General features: G+C 45.3%; 16 protein-coding genes and 1 pseudogene. 11 read left to right on the plus strand and 6 right to left on the minus strand.

The features are described from left to right. Nucleotides 1-6: 6 nt before the first annotated feature. From KHO06_RS25285 to KHO06_RS25295, 5 genes are all read left to right on the plus strand, one after another. On the plus strand, nt 7-2,157 hold the full coding sequence (locus tag KHO06_RS25285) for a polysaccharide biosynthesis tyrosine autokinase (protein ID WP_212582827.1): 2,151 nt from the start codon (nt 7-9) through the stop codon (nt 2,155-2,157). Between the two features lie 182 nt (nt 2,158-2,339). Next, nucleotides 2,340-2,675 (plus strand): hypothetical protein, encoded by a 336-nt coding sequence (locus KHO06_RS26690; RefSeq protein WP_244858431.1) that lies wholly within the window; start codon nt 2,340-2,342, stop codon nt 2,673-2,675. 61 nt (nt 2,676-2,736) lie between these two features. Beyond that, the gene (locus KHO06_RS26695; RefSeq protein WP_244858432.1) at nt 2,737-4,803 is read left to right on the plus strand and encodes a hypothetical protein; all 2,067 of its coding nucleotides are present in this window, start codon (nt 2,737-2,739) and stop codon (nt 4,801-4,803) included. Nucleotides 4,804-4,832: 29 nt separating this feature from the next. Continuing rightward, entirely contained in the window at nt 4,833-6,407 is a 1,575-nt protein-coding gene (locus tag KHO06_RS26700) for a hypothetical protein (RefSeq protein ID WP_244858433.1), read from the plus strand. A 283-nt stretch (nt 6,408-6,690) separates the two neighbouring features. Then, the gene (locus tag KHO06_RS25295) at nt 6,691-7,962 is read left to right on the plus strand and encodes a DUF1835 domain-containing protein (protein ID WP_212582828.1); all 1,272 of its coding nucleotides are present in this window, start codon (nt 6,691-6,693) and stop codon (nt 7,960-7,962) included. Between the two features lie 17 nt (nt 7,963-7,979). Here KHO06_RS25295 and KHO06_RS25300 read toward each other — a convergent pair whose 3' ends face one another. Continuing rightward, complete coding sequence (locus KHO06_RS25300) at nt 7,980-8,546, minus strand: TetR/AcrR family transcriptional regulator (protein WP_212583440.1); 567 nt, start codon at nt 8,544-8,546, stop codon at nt 7,980-7,982. A gap of 312 nt (nt 8,547-8,858) precedes the next feature. Between KHO06_RS25300 and KHO06_RS25305 the strand changes: the two genes are divergently transcribed. The 4 genes and pseudogenes from KHO06_RS25305 (at nt 8,859) to KHO06_RS25320 (ending at nt 13,503) form a co-directional block, all read left to right on the plus strand. Continuing rightward, nucleotides 8,859-9,665: a TonB-dependent receptor gene (locus KHO06_RS25305; protein ID WP_212582829.1), complete on the plus strand. Its 807-nt coding sequence runs from the start codon at nt 8,859-8,861 to the stop codon at nt 9,663-9,665. Nucleotides 9,666-9,677: 12 nt separating this feature from the next. Next, entirely contained in the window at nt 9,678-10,802 is a 1,125-nt protein-coding gene (locus tag KHO06_RS25310; protein ID WP_212582830.1) for a BamA/TamA family outer membrane protein, read from the plus strand. Between the two features lie 9 nt (nt 10,803-10,811). Next, nucleotides 10,812-11,877 (plus strand): annotated as a pseudogene (locus tag KHO06_RS26855) (DUF4056 domain-containing protein). 321 nt (nt 11,878-12,198) lie between these two features. Continuing rightward, the gene (locus KHO06_RS25320; RefSeq protein ID WP_005429278.1) at nt 12,199-13,503 is read left to right on the plus strand and encodes a dicarboxylate/amino acid:cation symporter; all 1,305 of its coding nucleotides are present in this window, start codon (nt 12,199-12,201) and stop codon (nt 13,501-13,503) included. Between the two features lie 99 nt (nt 13,504-13,602). Here KHO06_RS25320 and KHO06_RS25325 read toward each other — a convergent pair whose 3' ends face one another. From KHO06_RS25325 to KHO06_RS25340, 4 genes are all read right to left on the minus strand, one after another. After that, entirely contained in the window at nt 13,603-13,977 is a 375-nt protein-coding gene (locus KHO06_RS25325; protein WP_212582831.1) for a YkvA family protein, read from the minus strand. A 221-nt stretch (nt 13,978-14,198) separates the two neighbouring features. After that, entirely contained in the window at nt 14,199-15,323 is a 1,125-nt protein-coding gene (locus KHO06_RS25330) for a M20 family metallopeptidase (RefSeq protein ID WP_172581168.1), read from the minus strand. 9 nt (nt 15,324-15,332) lie between these two features. Continuing rightward, nucleotides 15,333-15,800: a YjiG family protein gene (locus KHO06_RS25335; protein ID WP_005374849.1), complete on the minus strand. Its 468-nt coding sequence runs from the start codon at nt 15,798-15,800 to the stop codon at nt 15,333-15,335. After that, a complete protein-coding gene (locus tag KHO06_RS25340) occupies nt 15,800-16,540 on the minus strand; it encodes a nucleoside recognition domain-containing protein (RefSeq protein WP_005437881.1) in 741 nt (246 codons plus the stop codon). The genes KHO06_RS25335 and KHO06_RS25340 overlap by 1 nt, the downstream gene beginning before the upstream one ends. Nucleotides 16,541-16,962: 422 nt before the next feature. On the opposite strand from KHO06_RS25340, the gene KHO06_RS25345 reads away from it, so the two are divergent. Continuing rightward, on the plus strand, nt 16,963-17,286 hold the full coding sequence (locus KHO06_RS25345) for a hypothetical protein (protein ID WP_038891932.1): 324 nt from the start codon (nt 16,963-16,965) through the stop codon (nt 17,284-17,286). Between the two features lie 91 nt (nt 17,287-17,377). Continuing rightward, nucleotides 17,378-18,094 (plus strand): DsbA family protein, encoded by a 717-nt coding sequence (locus tag KHO06_RS25350; RefSeq protein ID WP_212582832.1) that lies wholly within the window; start codon nt 17,378-17,380, stop codon nt 18,092-18,094. Nucleotides 18,095-18,207: 113 nt separating this feature from the next. Here the strand turns inward: KHO06_RS25350 and KHO06_RS25355 are convergent, their stop codons facing one another. Next, nucleotides 18,208-20,268 (minus strand): alpha-amylase, encoded by a 2,061-nt coding sequence (locus KHO06_RS25355; protein ID WP_212582833.1) that lies wholly within the window; start codon nt 20,266-20,268, stop codon nt 18,208-18,210. Nucleotides 20,269-20,329 lie beyond the last annotated feature (61 nt).

Consider the following 20,329-nt stretch of genomic DNA (forward strand, 5'->3'; position numbering starts at 1 on the left):
AAAATAATGGCTAACCACACTATAAGTTCATCTGCACCCACCGATGATGAAATCGATCTCGGTAAACTGTTTGGCATACTAATAGATGCGAAATGGTTCATCGTTGGCATTACACTTCTCTTTGCAACAATCGGTATTGCCGTTGCGTTGCTATCGACACCAATTTACAAAGCTGATGCCCTAATTCAGATCGAACAGAAAAGCTCCGGCGGTATTTCGGCGATGGTCGGCGATATGGGCGACCTTTTTGCTGCTGAGTCTTCAGCAACGACTGAAATTGAGATCATCAAGTCACGTATGATCCTCGGTGATACCGTCGATAAATTTAACCTAACAACAATTGCCACTCCGGAATACTTTCCTTTTGTTGGCAAAGGTTTGGCTCGAATCAATGGCACTCAAAATTACATTTCAGTATCAAGTTTCGAGATACCTCGCACCGCGCAAGGCTTCAGGCATCACCTTGTAGTGAGCGATGCAGAGAAAGGTACTTTTGATCTGATGATTGAAGATAAAATTGTGCTATCTGGCGTTGTTGGTCAAACGATCGAAATGAATGGCTACCACATCAAAGTACGTGAACTGGTTGCGCAAAATGAAGACAGTTTTTCTATCGGAAAAATTAGCAAGCTTGATGCGATCAACCGATTAGCTTCACAACTGTCTATTTCAGAACGTGGTGCGAAAACAGGTATTGTGTCACTGAGTATTGAAGGCGAATACCCTGAGCGTAACCAACAAATCTTGAATGATGTCGTACAAAACTATTTCCTACAAAATGTGCGAAGAAATTCAGCAGAAGCAGAACAAAGCTTAAAATTCTTGAAAGATCACCTGCCAGAAATTAAAGATAAGCTTAACGGCTCAGAGGACGTATTGAATCGTTTTAGACAAGAAAACGAATCGATCGACTTAAACCTTGAAGCACAATCAACACTCAAAGTGATGGTTGCTCTTGAAGCACAGCTAAATGAACTGACCTTTAAAGAGAGTGAAATCAGTCAGAAGTTCACTCAAGACCACCCAGCATACAAATCACTATTGGATAAACGTCAGACATTACTGCAAGAAAAAGCTCGTTTAAACCGACAAGTACAGAAGTTGCCGAAGACACAACGTGAAGTGTTACGTATGACACGTGACGTTGAAGTGAACCAACAGATCTACATCCAGCTTCTAAACAAAGTTCAAGAGTTGAACATTATTAAAGCAGGTACCGTTGGTAACGTACGTATTATCGATAGTGCGCAGTCTTACGCAATTCCAGTCAAACCTAAGAAGCCTCTAATTGTTGTTCTAGCAACGCTATTAGGCGGAATGGTAGCCGTAGCTTTCGTTCTAGTTAAAACTGCATTCCACCGCGGCGTCAATTCTCCAGATGAGATTGAACAAACTGGTATTTCTGTTTATGCCAGTGTGCCCAAATCTGTTCAACAACTAGAAGTAGCGAACAAACTTAAGCGTAAGAGCAATAAAGATTTACTACTACTCGCAGAAGAGAACCCTGCAGATCTCTCGATTGAATCATTACGTGGACTTCGTACCAGCCTTCATTTTGCGATGATGGAAGCGAAAAACAACGTTCTAATGATCTCTGGACCTGCTCCCTCAATTGGTAAAACATTCGTTTCAACTAACTTTGCAGCAGTTGCGGCGAAGACAGGCCAGAAGGTACTATTGGTTGACGCAGATATGCGTAAAGGTTATCTGCAACAGTGTTTTGGCCTAGCGGCAGATAACGGCCTTTCTGACTTTTTAAGCGGTAAGATTAGTCAAGATATGGTGATCAAGCCGACTAAAGTTGAGAACTTAGATGTAATTACTCGTGGTCAAGTACCACCAAACCCTTCTGAGCTTTTGATGCACCCACGATTTGCTGAGTTTGTAGAAAAAGCATCACAAGAGTATGACCTAGTGATCATTGATACACCGCCAGTATTAGCAGTGACTGATCCTAGTATCGTTGGTGCGATTGCAGGTACCACTCTTATGGTTGCTCGATTTGACCAAACGACATCGAAAGAACTAGAAGTCGCTCGTAGCCGATTTGAACAATCGGGTGTCGAAGTAAAAGGCGTCATTCTTAATGCAATAGAGAAGAAAGCCGCAAGCTCATACGGTTATGGTTATTACAACTACGCTTACAAAAGTGAATAATCTAACTCCCCGTTGAAGTGAAAAGCCAAGCCCCGCAATTATCGCGGGGCTTTTTCAATAATTATCACACTATTAGAAATCTAAGCGGTCACCTTTAGTAATATCTTCATCTTTTCAGTGACATCAATACCATGCCTCATTATTCTCACACTCATTATGTAAACAGTTGTAGTGCAAGTATTATGTCAGTTGCTTTAGATACCCAATCTCTGGTCGTGGAATACGACCCTCAATCTCTTGAATCTTTACGCCAAGCCCTAAGACACTATCGAGAAGCCCTCCTGAAAGAAAATGCCTTTGATAACGATCATTGTCATGTTCGCTTCCAAGTAAATAACGGGTGTGACGATCAAATTGGTTCATTGGTTGAAAATAAAATTGCTCAAGAAATGTTTGCTTACGTTGGCTACTCGTACAAAAGCGATATTCAACCAACTCAGTTATTAAACAGCACCTATTTAACCAGTGAAGGCGCGTTTTTTTCTTCGAGCATGTCAACATCAAGCACTAGAGTCTGAATTAGAGGAAACGGCTAAATTGATTTGCCACCTCGCGAGACAATTTAATGACTCTAGTGAGATGTGGGTATCTGAAGAACAAGTATTTGGGTTGTTACCACTTTTGATTGTAGGGCTCACCTTCCCTCGCTTGGCTTTTTATCTTGGCGGTTACACCATCCCATATTGGGACAGTGAGCACGCTCCCCACGGTGAGTTTGCATTGGGGGTTCTTACAAACCATTTGGGTTATACCCACGATACACTGAAAGCATTTTGCTACTGTGATAACAGTGCTGCTCGAGGATACATGTTTGATGATTCTAAACATGAGAGTGCAAGCGACCTAACGACTCGTAGCCAAGTCACTGGATTACTTAAAATCTTCCGCGAAAAGCCACACGAGTTCGAAGTATTTCGATCTTTAATGAAGCAGCGCTTTGCTGATCAAGACTACCTACAATATACAGATGACTCTCGCTACTATGTTGAACGCCCGGTAGACCGATTCATCTATTCCATCATGTCGCCCATTCATGGCATTGATATCGATGATCATGAAGTAGATTACCACGCGGTGATGATGAGCAACTTTATTGACTCATCAGCAGAACAAGCAGCGGTGGCACTTACCAGTGAGATCGAAGCATATCTGGGTCGTCCAATTGTTCCACCCAAAGTCATCGAAAATGAAGACGACTACTACCGTGATCACTACTATTATCGAGGCACTGGTATTGCGCAATGGAAGTCATTCATTACCGAAGGTTTTGATGAAGGGAAAACAATTTGGCATTACATCGAGAGTGGGGAAGGTGCACAAGTCCTAGATGTGATTGAACCGTGTAACATTCAAATCGCTGCGAGAAAAGGTAACTTCGATATCTCCGAGAAATTCGAATATTACCTCGGCCGCTATGACTCTTATCACGAAGAGATGATGACCATTGCCGGTGACATCTTATACGATTGGCACAATAAAGACTTGGATGACGCAGCGATAGCGGAAAACAATCAAAAGATCTTGCGCTTGTTTGACGTATTACATTGTTGGAACAACAAAGCGTCTTTTCATGCCGATGTGGCTCATGGGCTTGTCCACGACTTTGAGCTCATAAGTGATGAGGATTTCACCCAACGTTATAACGGTGATTGGAAGGCGCAATTTCTAAACTATGTCAAAGAATGTGGTGCATACCGAGACAATATTCGCCAGAAAGAGACCCAGCTTGCCCATGAGTTATTGAACAAACATCGTGAAGAGGCAACTGATCTTCTCGAACAATTGGCTGACGCGTTTGATGACGAGTTTAGCTTAGCCAGTCAACTGGCCTTCTGTGCTGGCATGCTTTACCACGATACAAAGCACGGTATCAACGACAGGGCGACAGAAGCATTTGAGGGCAAACTTGCCTCAAGCCTAAAGTCAGAGCTTCTTCTCGCTTTGAGTGAAAACAGTCGATTCCATTGTATCGAGACTGCTGAGAAACGTTGGCGATACGTTCCTCTCACAGAGGAAGAGGAATCCCAAGCAAAACAAGATTGGAAGATCGTCGATGCATTTCTAAGCAATGAAAGCGATGATTTCGATGTCACGCTAAAATCTTTTAAAGGCAATATCGAACAACTCAGTGACAGCAGACAAATCAACAAAAATCAGCCTTACTATGAGTTTCTGCGTGACTTTGACGACAAAGCCCAGAAACTATTAGTCGCTGCTCATGTTTGGGGCTCACTACAAAATACTCCTGAGCAAATCTATTGCCATCGCTTACTTTTACTCTGGTTGACATCAGCTCCGGCGAAAGTAACTCGCATGCTGTCTTATTTTTATTGCGATCGTTATGGAGAGTTAAGCGATCAATCACACTCATTTGTCGATGACTTAGAATACCATTCAGAGATCGATAAACTGACTGGGCGCTTGGAATTACTATTGTCTCAAATCGATCGCAGAGACGATGATGAAATCAGTTTGATGGACATATATTTCGATCAGTTCGAAGCGCAGCAACAAACAGAACAAAACAAACAGCACGTTCGATCAGCACTTAAACGACTCCGTCCGGATGCTGAGCTGCGCTTCTTCGAGCTGCTGGAGCAACGAAGACCAAATATCAAAACCAGTTACTACATGAAGCGCTCTTAGACTCTATTCGCTACACCGGAAGTGAACAAATGGGACGTCGTAACCCTAATGGTTACGCCATCACCAAAGAGCAATCCAAAACAGTAGAGTGGATCACTGCTCAGATCGCCCAAACGACATTGCTCAACTCAGAGCAATTACAAACGTTACTGGATACACTAACAACTAACTTCATCAGTGATTTTGATACCAGTTACGGAATTCCTGGTATTGATGAACTGTATTGGAAAGCCTCACCGCACATCCAAGATAACCTCTTGCGATTATTTGCTCTTAATCCTAGTCTAGGGTTGAAGCAGCTTGAGAATGAACGAGTGCTTTCTCTACCTGAATTATGTCAACAACTGTATGAACGCGATGCGCAACTGATCGTCTTACTCAAGTATGCAATTAAGCAGCATTGGGTTGATGCGATGCCTTGGTTTGCCAAACAAACCAATCTAAAGCGCTATACAGACCAATTGGAGATAAGCCAACTACTTAAGTTTATTGAGTTAGTCGCTAACCTCCCAGAGTTCACAACACTCATCAGTGAATATGCGCAGCACGCGTCGTTGAAAGTCCAACAGCTTGTAGCAGATATACAGGCTGGAAAGTATCGTCATGCCGCGCTTTCTCCTTTTGAGTTGCTAGATTGGGGCATTTACCATATTCCAGAAGATGATGACCCAAGCGAATTAATAAAACAAACCACCCTAGTCCGTGCGAAAGATCAACGTTGTTTTGGACTTCGTATCGGCTATTTCCCAGAAGATGATGACGAGGACGGTTATGAACCTGAAGTCGCCCTGACAGTTCGCATCGATCACCCATACAGAGCTTCAATTGGAGGTTACTCACATGAATATGAGTCTTCGATCCAGCTGAATCACTCCAACTGTTTGACTTGGAACCTAGGCGAAAAAAGTTCTAACTCAACCGGCGTCTATCGATATCGAATTTATCATCCAAATGGCGACTTGCTTGCGGACAAAGTGTTCCATGTCGTCGATGATAGCCCTAGGCAAATGGCGCTACTGGAAGAAGCTCAACAAAAAGCACCATTTGAAAGCTCTCATATTGGTTCGATCTGCCTTAATCAGGGGCTTCTCGATTTTGTGGATGCGAAAACGAAGCCGTACGGAATGATCTTTGGTTGTAAGTTGCCAGAAAAGCCGATGCCCGTTCACTGTCATACAAAAGACAACCAATTGGAAATCGCTGAAATACACGTCACTCCTGCCGAGCCGACACAGTGGTTCTATGCTTCAAACCCAACCTACGCTTTTATGGAACAGCGCGTGAAAAGCCGAGTGCTTCTCGTTGGCAGTACAAACACCATAACCGAGACTCAATCAAAAAAATCGCTATGGAAAAATGCGGTCAAACAGAGCTCCCCCGTAGCACTCATTCAACCAGATGAAACAAAAGCCAACAATGTTGCTGCAATTTATCTCGATAAGTGTGGAGCGAAGGTGTTTTATGGTTTTGATGAGAAAGACAACTTATGTCGTATCGTGGTAACGAACGTTAAATATGGTTTGGCTCGGCGCTTCTTCATTAGTGTCATGAACCGTATAGCGAAAAAGATAATGAAAGATGGTGGCGAGTTTATGCCTCATTAACAATGAAGCCCCGTGCGTATCACGGGGCTTCTTATCAGCTTGGAAACTTGAACTTTTATGTGAGTTCCAAAGCAGTTTTGCTTGTTTATATGATTCTAAGTTGCGAACCCCTTTTCGATTACATACCATTGAAACAGCTCAAGCCTAAAGCACCCAACACTCGCGGAAAGAACTCGGTTCATGGCAACTCAACTTCCCTGCTTTCGTTAGCAGGAACAATCTGTTTTTACCTTCTTTTAAACTTCTAATAAGGCGAGTGTGGAAGAGATAAGAAAGGTGAAAAATGCAATCTCACAATAGCTTCTCTATTAATCTTAACCAGCAAAAGTCCGTAGCGAAAAAGCGTCTAAAAGCGATCCGCCAAAATGATGCCAACGCACTTGAGCAGGTTAAACTGTTTCATTCCCAACCAGAAAACCTTACGCCAGAGTCTATCCAGCTTGCAGATGTTCAACACGCCCTAGCTAGAGAGCTTGGCTTACCCAGTTGGAACAAGTTAAAAGCTCATGTAGAAGAGCTAGAAAGTCACAAGCTCGCCATCAACAACCAAGCAAATCCACTTGATGCCGAACTAACAACACTGCACGTCCGCTGTGGGCACGATATTCAACAGCAACTAAAGACATGTGGGTTCGAGGGTGACTTCTTACCCATGATTGATCCGTTGTGCATCGGCCCCATTCCAAATGATGAAAAGGCCTTTATCGCAATCCGTGCACAATATGTCGTTGATACGTTATTACCCGTGATGGGACGAAAAGACTCGGTGCAAGACATCGCCGAATCAGAGCAGAACAACATCAATACCCTGCTTGATGATCAGTTCGAGCGCATCGTGTTTTGGGTTGAACATGATGCCTACGATCAATTCATGCTACTTCGAGGGCTCTCTCTGCTAGAGGAAACCGAAGGCAAAATCATTGAGATCATCGAATTCAACCAGTTTCCGGGAACCGAGCGGTTTATTGGCTTTGGGCAACTTCCTGCAGAGGCGATTCGATCGTGTTGGCAGTATCGAAAGCCTGTGACGGCCAAGTTATTCAGCCAAGCTAAACTCTGCTGGAATGCCTTACTCTCTCCAACACCCCAGCCACTCGTTAACTTGCTAGAGCATCATAAACTGAATTGTTTACCGAACATCAAAGCTGTCATCACTCGACATCTTCAAGAACTGCCACACTCAGAGTCAGGGTTGAGCTTCACCCAACAGTTGGCTTTGCAGATATTGAACGAGCAAAGCGCACCAATTTCCGTGAAAGAATGGTTTCAGAAGAGCCAACAACGAGAACCACTTCCTACTCTCGGTGACGTGATGTTTTATGCTTTGATGTTGCCACTGGCACAAGCAGACAATCCCCTGGTCACTTTTGATTCATTGGATAAGAATTGGTGGGAGCAAGAAGTCAGTATAGGCTCGCGAGGCAAAACTTGTTTGATTGGGAAAGGTGCTTTCATTCAGGACTACTGGAGCGGAGGGATCCACAACCACGCACAAAACCGCTGGATATGGAATCACACCCAGCTTTCTACCTTACGCCACTTATCTATTAATTAGATGAGAGTGATTACAAGCTAGTAACGGTAGCCATCTAGAAACAGCGTAAGGATATCTTCGACGATTTTCTTACGCTGCTCGACGCTTGGCACCGCTTGATTGGCCACCAACTGAGGCCACAAGCAGTTTCCTTTTAACAAGCACATCAGCATGCTGCTCATCATTGCAGGGTCGTACGCTTTAACCTTGGTATCTGCAATAGCCTCTGCAAACCAATTCTCCAGCAATTCGTCTTGGCGTTGAAGTTGATGCAAATAGTTCTCTGCCAGTTCTGGGGTTCGCATAAACTCACTGATCACCATTTTAGCCAGTGGTAAGCCAAAGTCTTCATACATCGAATCTAATTTGGCGTGCAAATAAGTTCTAAGCTGAGTTTCGACATTAACCTCTGATGCATACTTGAGTTGCAAACGCGCACGCTGAGTTTCGAGCACACTTTGAATCGACTCAATAAACAGTACATCTTTGCTTTCAAAATGACGGTATAAGGTCCGCTTTGACGTCCCTGCTCGCTCACATACTCTGTCCATATTGGCACAACTGAAACCGTGCTCAATAAACTCCTGTTGAGCCGCTTCAATCAGCGCTAAGCGTTTTTTTTTCTGACAGTTTCATCGCTCTAGATTCACCAACCTCATGTAAGTGGACGCAGAGTATAGCGCACAATAATCAAAAGTATACTTTGAAGTTTACTTTTTTAATTTTAGGAGTAAGATGCGCTCGCCGAAGTTAAGATCCTAAGAAAAATATCAAAATAGAATCACTCTTAACTCACGCTGTGGCGCTTTGTCTGTCAGATAAAGCTGTGATTTTTCCGTGACACAAACTCCAGAGTCGATGCCCTTATTACAAGGCCCCTGGTGTTGTTGTGATCGTCACGTTTAATGAAGTAACTTATGAAATTACGCTCCTTGCTCGTTGCCGTTTCCTGCCTCCTTACTGGTACGGCAAACGCTGATTCGATTTCTCTGCCAATCTGGAAAGATAAAGCAGAAGCACTCGGTTATGACTTACCAAAGCCCTTTGGCGTCAACCTGAGCTACATGAGTATGGAACAAGGCATCAACGTCGACTCCATTTCTCTGAGTGGATTACATGGCTTAGAAAAACTATTAAAAATGGAAGCCAGCGGGGGGAAACAAGCCAGCGATGTCATGACACTTCGTGGTGACGTTTGGTTGTTCCCATTCTTAAATGTGTATGGCTTAGTGGGCACGCTAGATGGCTATTCAGAAACCAATGTCAAAGTCAACCTGCTTGGCAAGCAGTTGGGCGAATTCCCTTTTCGTCTCGATCTCGATGGTTACACCTATGGTGGTGGCTTCGTATTAGCGGGAGGCTACGACCAACTGTTTGCTCTTGTTGATGCCAGCTACACCCAAACAAATTTGAATGTTATCGATGGCGCTATCGATGCAATAGTCGTGTCTCCACGAGTCGGTTACGACTTCCATAAAAATGGCGTACCTCTGCGTTTCTGGGTCGGTGCGATGTACCAAAACGTTGAGCAAGAATTATCCGGAACATTAAAACAAGCTGGCATCAACCTGTCTGGTCGCTTTGACGTTAAGCAGCGCTTGGAATCTGAGTGGAACACCCTTGCCGGCATGCAATACCAGATTAATGACGACTGGTATTTGTTGGGCGAAGCTGGCTTTGGCGACCGTCAAAGTATCTTCTTCTCTCTCGATCGCCGTTTCTAAGGTAAAGAGAAGATGAAAGCTTCTTATTCCCTAGTCATTGCAGCACTGTTTTGCACACCACACGTTTTTGCTATGCAGCAAGACGAAAGCAGTTTGGTGGATGACATCCTAACCAAACTAGGCTCTAGCGAAACCGTGGATGAGTCGAAATTGATCGACTGGGGCATCTTACCGGGACCATTCGTCAATCCAGAGCAAGGATTTGGCATCGGCGTTGCCGCGGTGGGCTTGTATACCCCTTATGACTGGCAGAAAGGCGACCCGTACTCAACCATCACCGTCACATCTTACGGTTCAACTTCTGGCTCTTACGGCTTGGGGTTAAACAACCGCACCTATTTGAAGGGTGACAAAGTACGTCTACTGGGTGAAGCGTGGATCAGCCATACTCCCGGATACTATTGGGGTATCGGCAGCCAAGCTGCTGAAAACGATAGTAATAAAGTGCAATACGAAGGCCAACGGTTACAGCTGAGCCCAAAAGTCGCCGTAGAAATTGCACCAAATACTTACGCTAAACTCGGCTGGCAGTGGCAATCATTCAACAAAGTAGACGGTGTAGATGGCGATATTCTTCCTTCAGAAGTCACCAATGCCACCAGCAGCGGCGTGTTACTTGGGATGGAATACGATACGCGCGATTTCGAGCCAAACCCAATGCAAGGGCAGTTTCTCGATATTGAATGGATTGCCAACCGCGATTCACTCGGTAGCGATGAAGATTACGATAACCTAGTTGCCAACTATCGCCTTTACCAACAATGGTCTGACACGACGATTGTTGCAATGGAGGTATATTCACAATCGATTTTCGGTGACGCCCCTTGGTTTGATTACGCCCAGCTGGGTGATGACCAGCGCATGCGTGGTTACTACCAAGGTCAATATCGCGATAAACATCAGCTTTCAACGCAAGTAGAGATCCGCCATACCATTGCTGGCCGCCATGGTGTGGTTGGTTGGCTAGGCGCCGGCAATATCGCACCAACTTATCACGACTTATTTGAAAGTAGCTGGCTACCGACTGTCGGAGTTGGCTATCGATTTGCCTTTAAGGCACGTATTAACGTGCGCGTCGATTTAGGCGTAGGCAAAGACAGTACCGGTTTTTATTTCCAAATTAATGAAGCATTCTAGGAGTAGGGTTTGAAGAAAGCAGCACTATTACTACTGAGCCTTTGTAGTGGGTTTGTCCAAGCACAAGAATTGAAAGCACCAGTGGGTGTCAGGCCGTGTTGTGCATTTGGTGTCGATCTCAAAGCGCAATTAGGAAGTGTGCCTGTTCCTTTCTTCTCTCTCGAGAATGTCTTATCCAGTAACGAAGTGGGTACTCACCACTATAATGATGGCAGCGAGTCAATCTCTGGCAGCTTGCTGGGCCTAAATGAAGAAGCTAACGGCATTATCTTTACCGAACTAGGCGGCTTTATTGATACGGCACACGTTCGTGATACGGCCGATTACACCTACTATCTGTTTACTCTCAACCAACATTACCTCGGCCGCGCAGCGCATCTTGACTTGCCTGAAGAACTTCGTGTTCGTCGTATTCGTTGGTATGAACAAAAAAGAGAAACTCAGCGAACAGGAAAAGCTCGATCGCAGTGCTCAGGCTGCGGCGCTAACCGCGTTTCGTCTTGCTCAATGGCATGAGATTGCTCAGTGGTTCGGTATGGTATCCGTCAGTGGATTTAAAGAGTTGGCATCTGCCTTTTCATCTGAAGATCTTTACTCCAACATGCTTGGAGCAAAGTTAGCCAAGCAAGTCCTGCTGGACAACCCTGAACTCGATCAAAAAGGCTTTTCGAAAGCAATGGACAGCGCTTTTAAACAAGCACTTAAGGATCTCAAAGCCCAGTCCAAAGCGATTACTAAAGAGAAAATTCAGCAGCTTGATGGAGATTGGTGGGACAGCTCAAGACGCCTACCGGATAAGTGGGTGGTTCGATTCCGTGATTACCATATGGCTTTGAGTTTAACACCCAACTACCCTACTGCGAGCCATGAACTTTCACTATCTGCAACCTTTGCAAACCAACAGCCGCTCAACCAATGGATGAGCGTTGAGTTTAGAGCAAACGACAAGGAAAAGTCCTTCTCTGAGCTACCTAAATCATTGACCTCAAAATCAATTTGGACACCTGTAGATTACCAACAGATTTCAGATTTCGCTCGTTCTGTCGACAACAAGACACGCCCACCACTCAACTAAAGACTCATTATATAAAATGAATAGGTACTGCCTAGTTATGCACTAGGCACTTAAAACCACTCTTTTATGCATGCAGTTTCCCACCATTTGAGAATGTAAGAAATCTTTTCTATCGGTTGTAAATTCGATAAATTTGTTAAATGGCAAACTTTTTACCCGCCCATATAGTTATCATTTGGTTAAAATTCTATTTTTTAAAGTGATTAGCTTCACATCTATTAACCATTTAGACGATTATTCTTTCGTATTTTCACACTCCACTGCTAATCTGCTCGCCGCCTTGAAGTGAACTCAAGGTGCATAACTATAAGGAGTGTTCTCATGAATACCAAGAAACCGATGTCGCTCACCAGCCGCGTAATTTTGGGTATGGTAGCGGGTATCTTGACAGGATTTGCAATTCGCACACTTTTCGCCGACAACGGATTTGTCGACGCATACATTGTTAATGGATTATTCGAAGTTGGTGGACAGATCTTCGTTGCCAGCTTAAAAATGCTTGTAGTACCACTGGTGTTCGTTTCACTAGTTTGTGGTACAAGCTCTCTAAAAGACCTATCAACATTAGGTCGCATGGGTGGTAAAACCCTTGCTTTCTACGTAGCAACGACTGCTATCGCAATCACACTTGCTCTAACCATGGGTACGCTATTCCAGCCGGGCGCTGGTGCAGACCTAACCGCAGCAAGTTCATTCAAATCAGCAGAAGCGCCATCTTTGGGTCAAGTGATCATTGATATGTTCCCGACTAACCCAATCAGCGCAATGGCAGAAGGTAAAACTCTGCAAGTGATCGTGTTCGCCGTACTATTCGGTATCGCAATCAGTGCAGCAGGTAAGCCTGGTGAGCGTATCGCCGCTTTCTTCTCTGATCTGAATGAAGTGATCATGAAATTGGTTGCGATTCTGATGAACCTAGCGCCTTACGGTGTGTTCTTCCTAATGGCGAAGCTGTTTACAGGTCTTGGTCTAAGCGCAATCTTCAACCTTGCTGAATACTTTGTTGTACTAGCAGGTACGCTATTGCTGCACGGTCTGGTGACTTACAGCTTGATGCTAAAAGGCTTCACTGGTCTAAACCCAATTACGTTCCTACGTAAGATGGAAGACGCAATCATGTTTGCTTTCTCTACAGCATCATCGAATGCGACCATTCCGGTGACAATGGAGACAGCTAAGCACCGCATGGGTGTTGAGAACCGCGTATCATCGTTCACAGTGCCACTAGGCGCAACCGTGAACATGGACGGCACGGCGATCATGCAAGGTGTGGCGACAGCGTTCATCGCACAGGCATTCAACATCGACCTAACTATGGGTGACTACCTAATGGTTATCATGACGGCAACATTGGCGTCTATCGGTACCGCAGGCGTTCCTGGTGTTGGTCTAGTAATGTTGGCAATGGTATTGAACCAAGTAGGCCTGCCGCTAGAGGGCATTGCACTTATCATGGGTGTTGACCGTCTACTTGATATGATTCGTACCGCAGTTAACATCACCGGTGACAGCGCAGTGACGATCATTGTTGCTAAATCGGAAGGTGCATTGGATGAAGCTCGCTTCAATGATCCAATGGCCGGCGTAGCCGAAGAAGAAGTGCATCTGAAACGTGCTGACGCCTAAATCGTTCTACGATTAAACTATCCTGTCTAAATGAAAGCCCCGATGGAAACATCGGGGCTTTTGTTTTATCTGCAATCTAAAGAATAGGTCATAGCTGCCTTACTCCGTCATCAAACTCAGCTTTTCTCTCGCTTGCGCTTCATGCTCGTCGGTAATGGCATTGCCGACAGAATTCGCCGCTAGAGTCAATGCTGCCATGTCATCGGTAAAGCCGACGCCTGCTAGTACGTCTGGCACCATATCAGTGGGGAGAACAAAGTAAGCTAACGCGCCACCAAGGATCGCTTTGTGGCGAACAGAGGTATTGGAATCTGCCATCGCGAGCCATGATTTAATGCCCATAACCGCAATCTCTTCGCCTGCTTTCTTGACGGAATTTTTCATTTTACGCCAGAAGGTTTTCTCATCTGGCGCTTGCATCGTTTGATCTGAAGCGTCATCGGACGCCGAATTTACAGACATGCTTGTGGTCATCGTGCCTCCTAAATTTATGACTGTGGCATAGATATTAAGGCGATGAACCTGAACGTAGGATTAATAGCGAGTAATGATAATGAAGAAAAGAAGCCAATTGGCTAGATAAAAAAATCCCCAAACCGAAGTCCGGGGATTATTGCCTTGGAAGCAAAAAGTCTTGGGAATCAGAAGTTTTGAAACCAAAAGCTTTACGAACCGAGCTTTAGAAGCAGAATACCTTATTGAGCAATCTTCTCCAGGACACGCATCAGCATTTTGATACGTGGTTCGATAGACTCAAGCAACAAATACTCTTGATCGCTGTGGAAGCCCGCACCGATAGGCCCTAGACCATCCAAAGTTGGAACACCTAGAATCGCCGTGTTGTTTGCATCAGAGCCGCCACCCACTTCTTTCCAGTTGATGTCGATAGCCAGTTCACTTGCGGCTTCTTCAACCAATGCCATCAGGCTTTCCGTTTGCGCACTTGGCACCATAGAAGGCTTATACGCTTCACGAACCAACTCAATGCTCACGCCATCAATGAATGGTGTTTCCAGCATGCCGTTTAGCTTGCTGTCGACATCATCGTATTCTTCATTGCTCCAGAAGCGCACATCCACGATCGCTTCAGCGTGCTCAGGGACGATGTTCGCACCGTTACCGCCAGAAACAATACCGACGTTCAACGTGGTACCAGATTCAAAGTTGGTCATTGCATTGACAGCCAGAATCCAATTCGCCATCTCAGTGATTGCGCTGCGGCCATTCTCTGGCTCGTTACCAGCGTGAGCTGCAACGCCATTAAAGGTCATTTTGTAGCGAGCCATGCCTTTACGCGCTTTCACTAAACCACCGTCTGCACGTGCGGCTTCTGCAACCAGTACATTCTTAGCGTTTTTCGCAACTGATTGAATCCAATCCACAGAGTCCAGAGAGCCCGTCTCTTCATCTGGGTTCATGCAGATAGCGATAGACAGCTTATCCAACACCGCTTGGTCTAGATTGCGCATCGCGTATACGATGTTCAGTAACCCAGATTTCATGTCCGAGACGCCCGGACCGTAGGCTTTCTCTGCATCTTGAGACATTGGACGAAGCTCAGCAGTACCCACAGGGAACACGGTATCCATGTGACCAATCAGCATCACGTCGATTTGTTCAGCTTCCGGCTTGTTTCGAACTTCAAGACCAACACCCGCTCTGCCACAGTCGATGCGTTTTACGCTCCAACCTGACATCGCTTGGTACTTCTCTTCAAATTGAGAAGCGATGAACTCGATACCATCAGTCGTGTAAGTGCCACAATCCACATTGATTAGCGGACGTAGCTCTTCTAGATATTCATTGAGAGAGAATTGCATGACTCACTCCTAGACAAACAGATTCATCACCAGCATTGCGCCAAACGCGTTCAATACTGAGATTGCAATCATAACTGGGATGTAACGACCTTCAGTACCGATTGGGCCCATGATACGACCCATGTACTGAACTTGAGAGCCCATTAAGTAGATAGCAGGCGCAAGAATCGCAATGTGCGTGCCGTTCAGGATGCCTTGGTCAAACAGCGTGATCACTACGCCAACCGCACCGCCCATCGACATCCACGCACCGATCAATACCGCTGCCGCTTCACCCGGAAGACCAAACACCGCCATGATTGGAGAAAACACCGTACCCATCAGATCCAACGCGCCAGTGATTTGCAGCGCTTTGATGATAACGAACGCCATCAATACGTTAGGAACCGTAGAGGTAGTCGCAATCACCCAACCTTTCTTAGCACCTTCGACGAAGATATCCGTCACCATTGGTTTTTTCGCTTTAACGTCACCCATTATGCCGTCTCCTCTTTTAGGTTCTCTGATTTGTTTTGGTCTTGCTTATCTTCTTTGCCTTCCGTCATGTTTAGGTAGATGCGGAATAGGTTCGCGCCGATGATCTTGAATGCGAACATCACCACAACCGCTAAACCAATAGAAGACGTTACTGCCAGAGAGCCATCTGCCATCGTCAACGTGAACAATACCGCACCCGATGAGAAGAAGTTCACAATGGTTGCACCCGCAGTGAACTGGAACATGGTAAATACGTCCGTTTCACGCTTAGTTAGGTGACCTTCATCTTTTAGCTGACGCGTCATCGCCGCACCTGCATCGGTACTTTGTAGAGAAGCAATCAAAGCCAAACCAGAGTTACCAGGGATGCCCATTAGAGGACGTAGAAGAGGGGTAAGAAGCTTACGAGCGGCTTCAAGTGCACCGTAGTGCTCAAGTACGTTGATCATACCTAATGCGAACATAACAGTTGGAATCAAAGTAAGAGCGAAAATGAAACCGTCACGAGCACCGCTACCGCCAGTACCACGGAAAGAGGTAGTCGCAGCTTGTACCGCGCCGTCTGCACCTTCCGTTACGCCGTAAGCCACTTTACCGAAAGAACCATTAAGCGTTGTAAAGTCGAATACACCGTACCATTCGTTGGATTGCATCAGACCAGAAAAGAACACAACCGCAAACGCGAGTGCAATGTAACACCCGATCGTCACCTTGCGTTCAGCATGAACAGGACTTGTCATAAATTCACCTATATATGTGGAACAGAACACATAGATGATCCCTTGAAAGGTGTGCTAGAGAGATGATCAAAATCAATCCAATTACCGAACAATCATGCCGGTCAATTATGAAGTTTTATTTTATGATTTTAATCACACTTAAAAGATAATAAATATTTATGACCAAGATAAGGTAGATTTATCTAATTATCCGCTTATCCAATCCATTAACAAAGCAAGCTAAAGTTTGGAACAATTCTGTGATTAGCCACATTCTCGACGTGCTTCATGGTTTGTTGCTTATTTGAGATTTCTTGACCAAAAACTAACAAATTTTCTGTGCAATTTAATTTAGGGTGGTTCGGTCATAACTAAGAGAATTATCTAGGGTTTGCCTTTTGCTTCGATCACAATCCAACATCGCTCGATGGACACTTGCCCTTGTGGCTTGGGTTATCGTGATCTGTTTAAGTAAAAATGCGGGCCTCTATCAATCTTGCCCTCTCATTGCCGATCAAGTGACGACTGAGCATGCTACTGCGCAGCAACAAAAGAGCGAAAAAGGACTAACGAAACAGTGTGAGCTGTCTGAAAAGCTGATTCAGGTTTCACAAAACCATCTCGACAGCTTTATCGTGCCTTTATTCCTGTTCACGTTGGTCTTGCTCTCCATCAGTGGCGGTGAACGTAACGCTTTCCGTCATCATACCGAACCGATACCCGAAAAAGTTCGGGTGCACCTTAAGCTATGTGTGTTTAGAGAATAAAACCCGATTGCTATTCATCCCCAAATCAATTGTTTTATTTTTAATCACTTCGCGACAAAAACCGCGAAGAAAAAGAGTTTTAGGAAATATCATGAAATTCACACGCACACTATTAACTGTGGCTATCGCGCTGGTACCTCTATTTTCACACGCAGCAGAAAAAACGTCAGAAGAGAAGCTACAAGAAATTACTCAACTGCTGAAAGAAAACCCGCAGATCCTCGATTCACTGCATCAAAACCTGCAAGACTACGTGGCTTACCAAAAAACATTTAGCTCGACGTTGGATGAAGTACGCACTTACTTGAACGATGGCAAGCATTCGTATTTTGGTGCTGATAATCCTGAATTAACCATCATCAACGTGACCGATTACAGCTGTCCTTTCTGTAAGCGTCTTGAAGGTGAGTTAGTGAAAGTCGAGAAAGAATACCCGCAGGTAAAAGTGCTGAACATGACGGTATCGTTCAAAGAACAGTATGAAAAGAACGGTTACAACTCGGCAAGTTACGCATTAAATGTTTGGCAGAACCAACATGACAAGTACAAACAAGTGCACGACTTGTTGGTGAAGAAGCCGGGTCCACATGATGCAAGTTCACTACAAAAAATCGCTAAGAAGACTGGCACAGAAGCGCAGCTTGTCGACGACAAAGAGACTAAAGCGTTGTTGGATAAAAACTACGAGTACTTCACTCGCTTAGGTCTACGAGGCACACCAGCGATCATCATCAATGACCAAGTCATTCCGGGTTATGTACCTTTCGAGGAGCTTGAGAAAGTCATCGACCAAGAGCTAAAGAAATAACTATCGAAATAGATAGCTATTGAAATAGATAAGTAAACATCAAAAACAACAAAGCCCTTCCCTGAGAACTCAAGGAAGGGCTTTTTCTATCTAGGCTTAAAACGAAGTTCTAACTACTTGTCGCGCCCCACAAACGCCACAACGACTTTGTCATTGCCAAGCGAGCGAGAGAACACGTACGCGCCTTCTTGTTCAATTACTTGATGCTGGCCCGCACCAATCGCTGGATGCGCTTTACGGAACTGACCAAGGGTTTGCCAATGTTTGAGTAGCGCTTGCTTCTCATCAGATAGCTTCCATACCATGTCAGAGCGTGTGCCTTGGTGGAAATCATCCGCGTAAGGACCAATGTTACGACCCACTTCATCACCATAGTAAACCTGAACAGCTCCTGGGCTTAGAAGCAGTGCATTCGCGGCATTACGCTGCATGCCGTAATCTTTGAAGCGAGAGAAGAACAACTCAGTATCGTGAGAAGACATGTAACTCACTGGGTTAAAGTCTTTCTCGTTAGCGATTGTGTTTGCATAACTTTGGTAGGTGTCTGCCATTTGGCTGAAACACGCCGCGCCTTTGTCTAACTTCTTCTGCATATCAAAGTTAATCAACGCATCAAAGCCATCGTCAAAATATGGGCTGCGATAAGCGGTATGTCCCCATACTTCGCCCATCATCCAGAATGGCTGACCCGATTTTCCGTTCTCTTTACGCCACTGCTCAAGACTGCTTGAAGCCTCTTCTTTCAAGCGTTTCCACACATCGCCTTCAACGTGCTTCACCGTATCGACACGGTAGCCATCAATACCAAAGCGTTTCACCCAATCAGTTTGCCACTCAATCAAGTAATCCGAGACGGTGTAATTGTCACGCGCTTTAACGCGAGTGCCAGGGTTATCCAATAGCCACTGCGCAGGCTTCACGGCTTTATCTGATTCAGTGATAAAGTCAGGTAAACCCGCCAATGACATAGTGATATCGCTGCTGCCCGGTGCAGGGTAGCCCGGTAAACCCGTTCTTACCCAGTCGCCGCCCCACCATTTCGCCCAGTTTGGACTCTGGTAATCAATATTCTGGTGGTAGCTATGCCAATTTTCACCCGCTTTTGGTTGCCAATCACCCCACTTCTTAGGTAGGTCAGCGTTTGGTTTTAACACCTCAATACCGTCAAATTGCAAATCGGCTAACGTTGAGTAGCCAGTGTGGTTGATTACTGCGTCCATCAAGACTTTGAGGCCACGTTTATGCGCCTCTTCCACCAGCACTTTAAGGTCATCTTCGTTACCAAAGTTCTCATCAATCTTGGTGAAATCACGCGTCCAGTAACCGTGATAAGCGTAGAATGGGAATGAGCCGCTATCGCCACCACCAACAAAGCCATGCACTTGCTCGACGATTGGCGATAGCCAAATAGCATCGGTACCTAGACTCTTGATGTAATCCAGTTTCTCGATCACACCTTTTAGATCACCACCGTGGAAAGTGCCGATTTCCTCTTTGCCGTCTTTCTTGCGTCCATAGCTGTTGTCATTGCTCGTATCGGCGTTGTTAAAACGGTCGACCATCACGAAGTAAATGTTGGCATTACGGTAGTCGAACGGCACTGCTTCTTTGGTTTTCTTCACTGGCTCTAGTAGCACCAAACCGCCAGAGTCTTTGCTTGGCGTCAGCGATACTTGTTGATCTTTCACTTCCACCATCTGCCCAGAGTAAGCATCACGCAACTTGGTGCCATCGGGGAAACTGTCACCCAGCGCGATGGTGACCTTGCCGCCTTGGTAAACCTCACATTGCACTTGTGGGATTGGGCGTTTGAATTCTGTCTTCGCGGCTTTCTTAGGTTCACGCTTAAAACGCAGTGTTTTCGCTTCTGCATCAAAAGCGAAAGAGTAATCACCCGTAAAGCGGATTTTTAATGGCAGTTCCGTAGGCTTACCGCAGTTCAACGCGATAGGCTTGTTAAACTTTACCTTTTGACCATCAGGTGCAACGCAGTCGCCCTCAACGCCCGTGATTTTGAGCGTGTAGCCATCTTTGGTTAAGGGCACAACCAGAGGTTGCTCAGCACTTAAAGGAAAGTCACGGCTGTTGGTCGTGGTAGAAATGGTGATGTTTGGCTCGGCGATGGCACTTGCCGATGCAAGCAATAAGGTAGTCGTAATCAGATTCAGTTTCATCGTTCAGTCCATTGGTTGCGCATAGGCGCAGTATTCGTGTTGTAGTTTTATTCACACTAAT

The sequence above is a fragment of the Vibrio sp. B1FIG11 genome (assembly GCF_905175335.1).
In the GTDB taxonomy this organism is placed as follows: domain Bacteria; phylum Pseudomonadota; class Gammaproteobacteria; order Enterobacterales; family Vibrionaceae; genus Vibrio; species Vibrio campbellii.

Bases quoted from the DNA above. Each gene is read 5' to 3' on its own strand.
- KHO06_RS26690 (WP_244858431.1), top strand. From the start codon at position 2,340: ATGTCAGTTGCTTTAGATACCCAATCTCTGGTCGTGGAATACGACCCT.
- KHO06_RS26695 (WP_244858432.1), top strand. From the start codon at position 2,737: ATGTGGGTATCTGAAGAACAAGTATTTGGGTTGTTACCACTTTTGATT.
- KHO06_RS25350 (WP_212582832.1), top strand. From the start codon at position 17,378: ATGAAATTCACACGCACACTATTAACTGTGGCTATCGCGCTGGTACCT.
- KHO06_RS25295 (WP_212582828.1), top strand. From the start codon at position 6,691: ATGCAATCTCACAATAGCTTCTCTATTAATCTTAACCAGCAAAAGTCC.
- KHO06_RS25285 (WP_212582827.1), top strand. From the start codon at position 7: ATGGCTAACCACACTATAAGTTCATCTGCACCCACCGATGATGAAATC.
- KHO06_RS25320 (WP_005429278.1), top strand. From the start codon at position 12,199: ATGAATACCAAGAAACCGATGTCGCTCACCAGCCGCGTAATTTTGGGT.
- KHO06_RS25325 (WP_212582831.1), bottom strand. From the start codon at position 13,977: ATGACCACAAGCATGTCTGTAAATTCGGCGTCCGATGACGCTTCAGAT.
- KHO06_RS25340 (WP_005437881.1), bottom strand. From the start codon at position 16,540: ATGACAAGTCCTGTTCATGCTGAACGCAAGGTGACGATCGGGTGTTAC.
- KHO06_RS25335 (WP_005374849.1), bottom strand. From the start codon at position 15,800: ATGGGTGACGTTAAAGCGAAAAAACCAATGGTGACGGATATCTTCGTC.
- KHO06_RS25330 (WP_172581168.1), bottom strand. From the start codon at position 15,323: ATGCAATTCTCTCTCAATGAATATCTAGAAGAGCTACGTCCGCTAATC.
- KHO06_RS25305 (WP_212582829.1), top strand. From the start codon at position 8,859: ATGAAATTACGCTCCTTGCTCGTTGCCGTTTCCTGCCTCCTTACTGGT.
- KHO06_RS25355 (WP_212582833.1), bottom strand. From the start codon at position 20,268: ATGAAACTGAATCTGATTACGACTACCTTATTGCTTGCATCGGCAAGT.
- KHO06_RS26700 (WP_244858433.1), top strand. From the start codon at position 4,833: ATGGGACGTCGTAACCCTAATGGTTACGCCATCACCAAAGAGCAATCC.
- KHO06_RS25310 (WP_212582830.1), top strand. From the start codon at position 9,678: ATGAAAGCTTCTTATTCCCTAGTCATTGCAGCACTGTTTTGCACACCA.